Genomic DNA, 4345 nt, shown 5'->3' with positions numbered 1-4345 from the left:
ACGGGTCGGTGCGCATCAGCATTGTGAAACACCTCCGATTGCTCTGCTGTGGTGCCAGTGCGCTTCACCTGACTCCGTTGTAACATGTCATCCATTGGATGACAAATATCGGAGTCGTTGAGAAGGTGACGTGGTGAGTGACGAGTCCAAACCCTTCGCACCCAGGAAGGGGAGAGTCACGGAACCGGCCTCGTTCATGGCGGCGGCTGCGGCGCTGGCCGCCATCGATGATGCCATCCGGGCCGCGCACGACCCGGACGGGGACCGCGGCCGCGAACAGCAGAGCGATCCAGAAAACGCCCTGGCCGCGCTGTTGCTGCTGCGGGAGTTGCGCAGCGAGCTGGCCGGTTGGGAGGCCGGCCTGGTGAAGACCGCCCGCGCCGCCGGTGCCACCTGGGCCGACCTGGCGCAGCCGATGGGCGTCTCGAGCCGGCAGGCCGCGGAGAACCGCTATCTGCGGCTTCAGTCCGCGGGGCGTGATGCGGCCGGCACGGGCGTTGAGCGGGTCAAGGCGGTGCGGGACCGCAGGGCCGCGGACCGCACCGTCACCACCTGGGCGCGAGCCAACGCCGCCGACCTGCGGGTGCTGGCCGCCCAGATCGCAGGCCTGACCGATCTCGGCCCCGCGGCCGGCCCTGCCGTGACCGATCTGCACGCCGCCCTCGGCGCCGCCGACGCGGCCGACCTGGTCACACCGCTGGCCGCCATACGACCGCACCTGGGCAAGGACCACGGTGACCTCACCAACCGGCTGGAGGCCATTCAGACCCGCGCCGACCAGCTCCGTGAGGACAGCAACCACCGCCGTGCCTGACCCGCGCGGGCTATGCCCGCACCGGCTACGTCGTGCATGCCCCGACGTCGCATGGGTTACCGGGCGTGGTCAGAAGGGGTCTGGGCGTTTACGCGGGTGCCGGGGTCCCCAGCAGGGTCGCTGCCGTCTGGAGCCGGGTGAGGACCGGGACCGGAGTGGACTTTGCGGCGGGGCGGCAGGTGAAGCCGAGGCGGCTCATGGCCCGGGTGACTTCGGCGGCGGAGAAGTCGCGGCGGTCCTGCCTGGTGAGCACTTCACCGACCTGCTTGACCGGGTAGGTGTGGCGGCCGATGGTCACCGATTCACCGGTCACGGGTTCGGGTGTGATGCCCTTCATCGATTCGAGCACTTCGCTCTTGATGAGGTTGAAGGAGAAACGGGCGATGACGCAGCGCATGATGCCTCACAAGTTGACGTAGAGCTTGGATCGCGCGGGTGGGCGAGTGGGGTGGGCGGCGGTCGCCCGCTCAGGCGGCTGTGCTCAATACCTTGCGACCGGAGGCGCGGGGAGCTGTGCGCGGCGTGGCGGTGGCGCGTCGGGACTGGGCGGTGCCGCTGCGTCGGCCACGTGACACCGACGGGCGGCGCTTGGGCCGTTCGGTGACCGGTGCGGTGATGGTGACGGGGATGCCCGTCGGAGCCTGAGCGCCGGTGATGCGGCTGAGTTCGGCCTCGCCGGAGCGCACTTGAGTGGTGAGCGGGGTGATGCCGGCGTGGGCCATCAGCCGGGTCATGTCGCGGCGTTGATTGGGCATTACGAGGGTGACGACGCTGCCGGACTGGCCGGCGCGGGCGGTGCGGCCGCCGCGATGGAGGTAGTCCTTGTGGTCGGAGGGCGGGTCGACGTTGACGACCAGGTCGAGGTTGTCGACGTGGATGCCGCGGGCGGCGACGTTCGTGGCCACCAGCACGGTGATGTGCCCGGTCTTGAACTGCTCCAGGGTGCGGGTGCGCTGCGGCTGGGACTTTCCGCCGTGCAGCGCCGCGGCGCGCACCCCGCTGTTCAGGAGATCCTCGGTCAGGCGGTCCACTGCGTGCTTGGTGTCCAGGAACATGATCACGCTGCCCGCGCGTGCGCCGATCTCGATCGTTGCGGTGTGCTTGTCGGCGGCATGGATGTGCAGCACATGGTGTTCCATCGTGGTGACCGCACCGGCCGAGGGGTCGACGGAGTGGACGACCGGGTCGTTGAGGTAGCGGCGCACCAGCAGGTCGACGTTGCGGTCCAAGGTGGCGGAGAACAGCATGTGCTGGCCGCCGGGACGCACCTGGTCGAGGAGTTCGGTGACCTGGGGCATGAAGCCCATGTCGGCCATCTGGTCGGCTTCGTCCAGCACGGTGATCTCGACCTGGTCCAGGCGGCAGTCGCCGCGCTGGATCAGGTCCTTCAGACGTCCCGGGGTCGCGACGACGACCTCCACGCCGCTGCGCAGCGCGCCGGCCTGCCGGCCGATCGACATGCCGCCGACCACGGTGGCCATCCGCAGCTTCAGCGGCCGAGCGTAGGGGGCGAGTGCGTCGGTGACCTGCTGGGCCAGTTCCCGCGTGGGCACCAGGACCAGGGCCAGCGGCTGCCGGGGCTCGGCGCGCTGGCCTGCGGTGCGTGCCAGCAACGCCAGGCCGAAGGCCAGGGTCTTGCCCGAGCCGGTGCGGCCCCGGCCCAGGACGTCCCGGCCGGCCAGCGTGTTGGGGAGGGTCGCCGCCTGGATCGGGAACGGCACGGCCATGCCTTCGGCGCCGAGGGCGGCCAGCAGCGGGGCGGGCATGTCGAGATCGCCGAATGTCTCGGCCGGGGAAAGCGCCGGCGTGATGGTCACCGGCAGCGCGAACTCCCCTTGCGGCGCGGAGCGGCGCCCGTGGCCACCGGAGCGGTCCGCGCCCGACGGGCGTGAGGAGCGCGCACGGGAGCTGCCGCCCCGTGAGGAGCCACCGGAGCTGCGAGTGCGGGAGTAACGATCGTTCGTGCGGGTGGTGCGATTCATGCGGAACCTTCCTCGATGCGGCACGTATCGAGGAATTCCCCCAGCGGGAGCCGCATTGGGGATCGCAAGTACGAACCGAAGAAAAGAAAACGAAACAGGGAAGAGTGAAACTTCCCATTGTCGCGACAGGGCGGGGGCTGACGAAAGAATTTAAATACCGGAACGAAAGATCAAAAGCGACCTTCGTTCTGCCCTGATTCGTCGGGGCGATGCGCTACGCGAATCGTAGTTTCCGCTACCCCGTGAAGCCGTCGCCGTGCGCGGGGAAAGTCAAGTAAAGCAGCTGGGGCTCGCACCCTTCAGGTGCGGGCCCCAGCTCTGTAACGCGTCAGCGTCAGGCGGGAACGATGTTCTCCGCATGTGGGCCCTTCTGGCCCTGGGTGACATCGAAGTTCACCTTCTGGCCCTCTTGGAGCTCGCGGAATCCCTGGGCGGCGATGTTCGAGTAGTGGGCGAACACGTCATCGCCGCCACCGTCCTGCTCGATGAAGCCGAAACCCTTTTCCGCGTTGAACCACTTCACGGTGCCAGTAGCCATGTCATATCTCCTTCGGGGCGGTGCCCTGTGCACGTACTGTGCGAGCACAGCGTCGCCGTGATGATTGCCCCATCCGGAGAAAACCGGAAAACACAATGCTCCTACCGGAATGAAAATTCCGTGAGGGCACTCGAAGCTTTGGGGACCACTACTGCAACTGATCATCACAGTAGCACAGGGTGGGTTGCCGTACTCGACAGCGGCGTTAATTTTGTGGGTGCATCTACTGGCTATGCGCCCGCGACTCGGATTTCTCATGTCGCGGCACCAGATATTCGTAGGGCGCTGGAGTGCTGGTCTTTCACGTCCGGCGGCGGGCGGCGGGGCGTTCGTCGAAACTCGTCGCCTGATTGTTCAGTTCGCCCGTGGGCATGCCGATCTCGTCCCTTGCGGCAGAAGACCATGCGCTGGTTCTCGTTGGTTGGTGATCCGGGGGGCATCAGGGGGGCATCCGCTCGCAGACCGGATCGCCAGAGTGGCGCCCGGGCCGGCCAGCTCTCGGAAGGCCGGGTAGGCGACGGAGTGCAGCGTGCTGTGGCTGTCGTCCGACCCGAACCTTGTGCCCTGCGCCGCATCCGGAACCGCTCCAGCTCCACGGGTCCACCGCGCGCGGTCAGCGGGTAGTCGCGCATGGCGATCGCGTGCCGGCCCTCCTCGGCAGTCCAGGGCTGCAGGCACCGTCGCGTCCGAAGACCGTCCCCCGTCCCGTCTACCCGATCCGGGTGCCCCGCCACGCGGCCCCTTCAACCCGCCGGTCACCCGATTGCCTCACTGCGGGACGCGAAGAAATCTATGGCGGCGGGAGTAGACATTGAGCGGTGATGCGGTTACGGTTTCTCTCGTAGCCGAGATCGAGGAAGGCCCGGCAGAGATGAACTGGCGGGCAGCAGTACAGGCAAGTGGCTGTTCGCAGGACGTGCGGTGGTGGAGTTCCGGAGCCGGAGAGGTTGCCTGATGGTGACGGGGCTGACCGCCGTACCGGGTGGCCCGCAGTTCAGGGGCTGCCATGTG

At 67.9% G+C, this 4345-nt stretch carries 4 protein-coding genes; 1 reads left to right on the top strand and 3 read right to left on the bottom strand.

The window, feature by feature from the left end; genetic code table 11:
• Nucleotides 1-196 precede the first annotated feature (196 nt).
• Nucleotides 197-814 (top strand): hypothetical protein, encoded by a 618-nt coding sequence (locus tag BMW99_RS38900; protein WP_069461740.1) that lies wholly within the window; start codon nt 197-199, stop codon nt 812-814.
• A gap of 88 nt (nt 815-902) precedes the next feature.
• Here the strand turns inward: BMW99_RS38900 and BMW99_RS38895 are convergent, their stop codons facing one another.
• The 3 genes from BMW99_RS38895 to BMW99_RS38885 all read right to left on the bottom strand — a co-directional run bounded on the left by BMW99_RS38895 (nt 903) and on the right by BMW99_RS38885 (nt 3334).
• A complete protein-coding gene (locus BMW99_RS38895) occupies nt 903-1211 on the bottom strand; it encodes an SCO5918 family protein (RefSeq protein WP_069461739.1) in 309 nt (102 codons plus the stop codon).
• Nucleotides 1212-1281: 70 nt separating this feature from the next.
• Nucleotides 1282-2796 carry a DEAD/DEAH box helicase gene (locus tag BMW99_RS38890; RefSeq protein WP_069461738.1) on the bottom strand — a complete coding sequence of 505 codons (1515 nt, stop codon included), beginning with the start codon at nt 2794-2796 and terminating at the stop codon, nt 1282-1284.
• A 334-nt stretch (nt 2797-3130) separates the two neighbouring features.
• The gene (locus tag BMW99_RS38885; RefSeq protein ID WP_069461737.1) at nt 3131-3334 is read right to left on the bottom strand and encodes a cold-shock protein; all 204 of its coding nucleotides are present in this window, start codon (nt 3332-3334) and stop codon (nt 3131-3133) included.
• Nucleotides 3335-4345 lie beyond the last annotated feature (1011 nt).

It is taken from the genome of Actinacidiphila rubida (assembly GCF_900110255.1).
GTDB lineage: Bacteria > Actinomycetota > Actinomycetes > Streptomycetales > Streptomycetaceae > Actinacidiphila > Actinacidiphila rubida.
Note: the sequence above shows the minus strand (reverse complement) of the source record. Positions and strands in the feature narration are given on the sequence as shown.

What these genes read in the sequence shown, in the direction of transcription:
- BMW99_RS38900 (WP_069461740.1), top strand. Translation starts at nt 197, where the DNA reads ATGGCGGCGGCTGCGGCGCTGGCCGCCATCGATGATGCCATCCGGGCC.
- BMW99_RS38895 (WP_069461739.1), bottom strand. Translation starts at nt 1,211, where the DNA reads ATGCGCTGCGTCATCGCCCGTTTCTCCTTCAACCTCATCAAGAGCGAA.
- BMW99_RS38890 (WP_069461738.1), bottom strand. Translation starts at nt 2,796, where the DNA reads ATGAATCGCACCACCCGCACGAACGATCGTTACTCCCGCACTCGCAGC.
- BMW99_RS38885 (WP_069461737.1), bottom strand. Translation starts at nt 3,334, where the DNA reads ATGGCTACTGGCACCGTGAAGTGGTTCAACGCGGAAAAGGGTTTCGGC.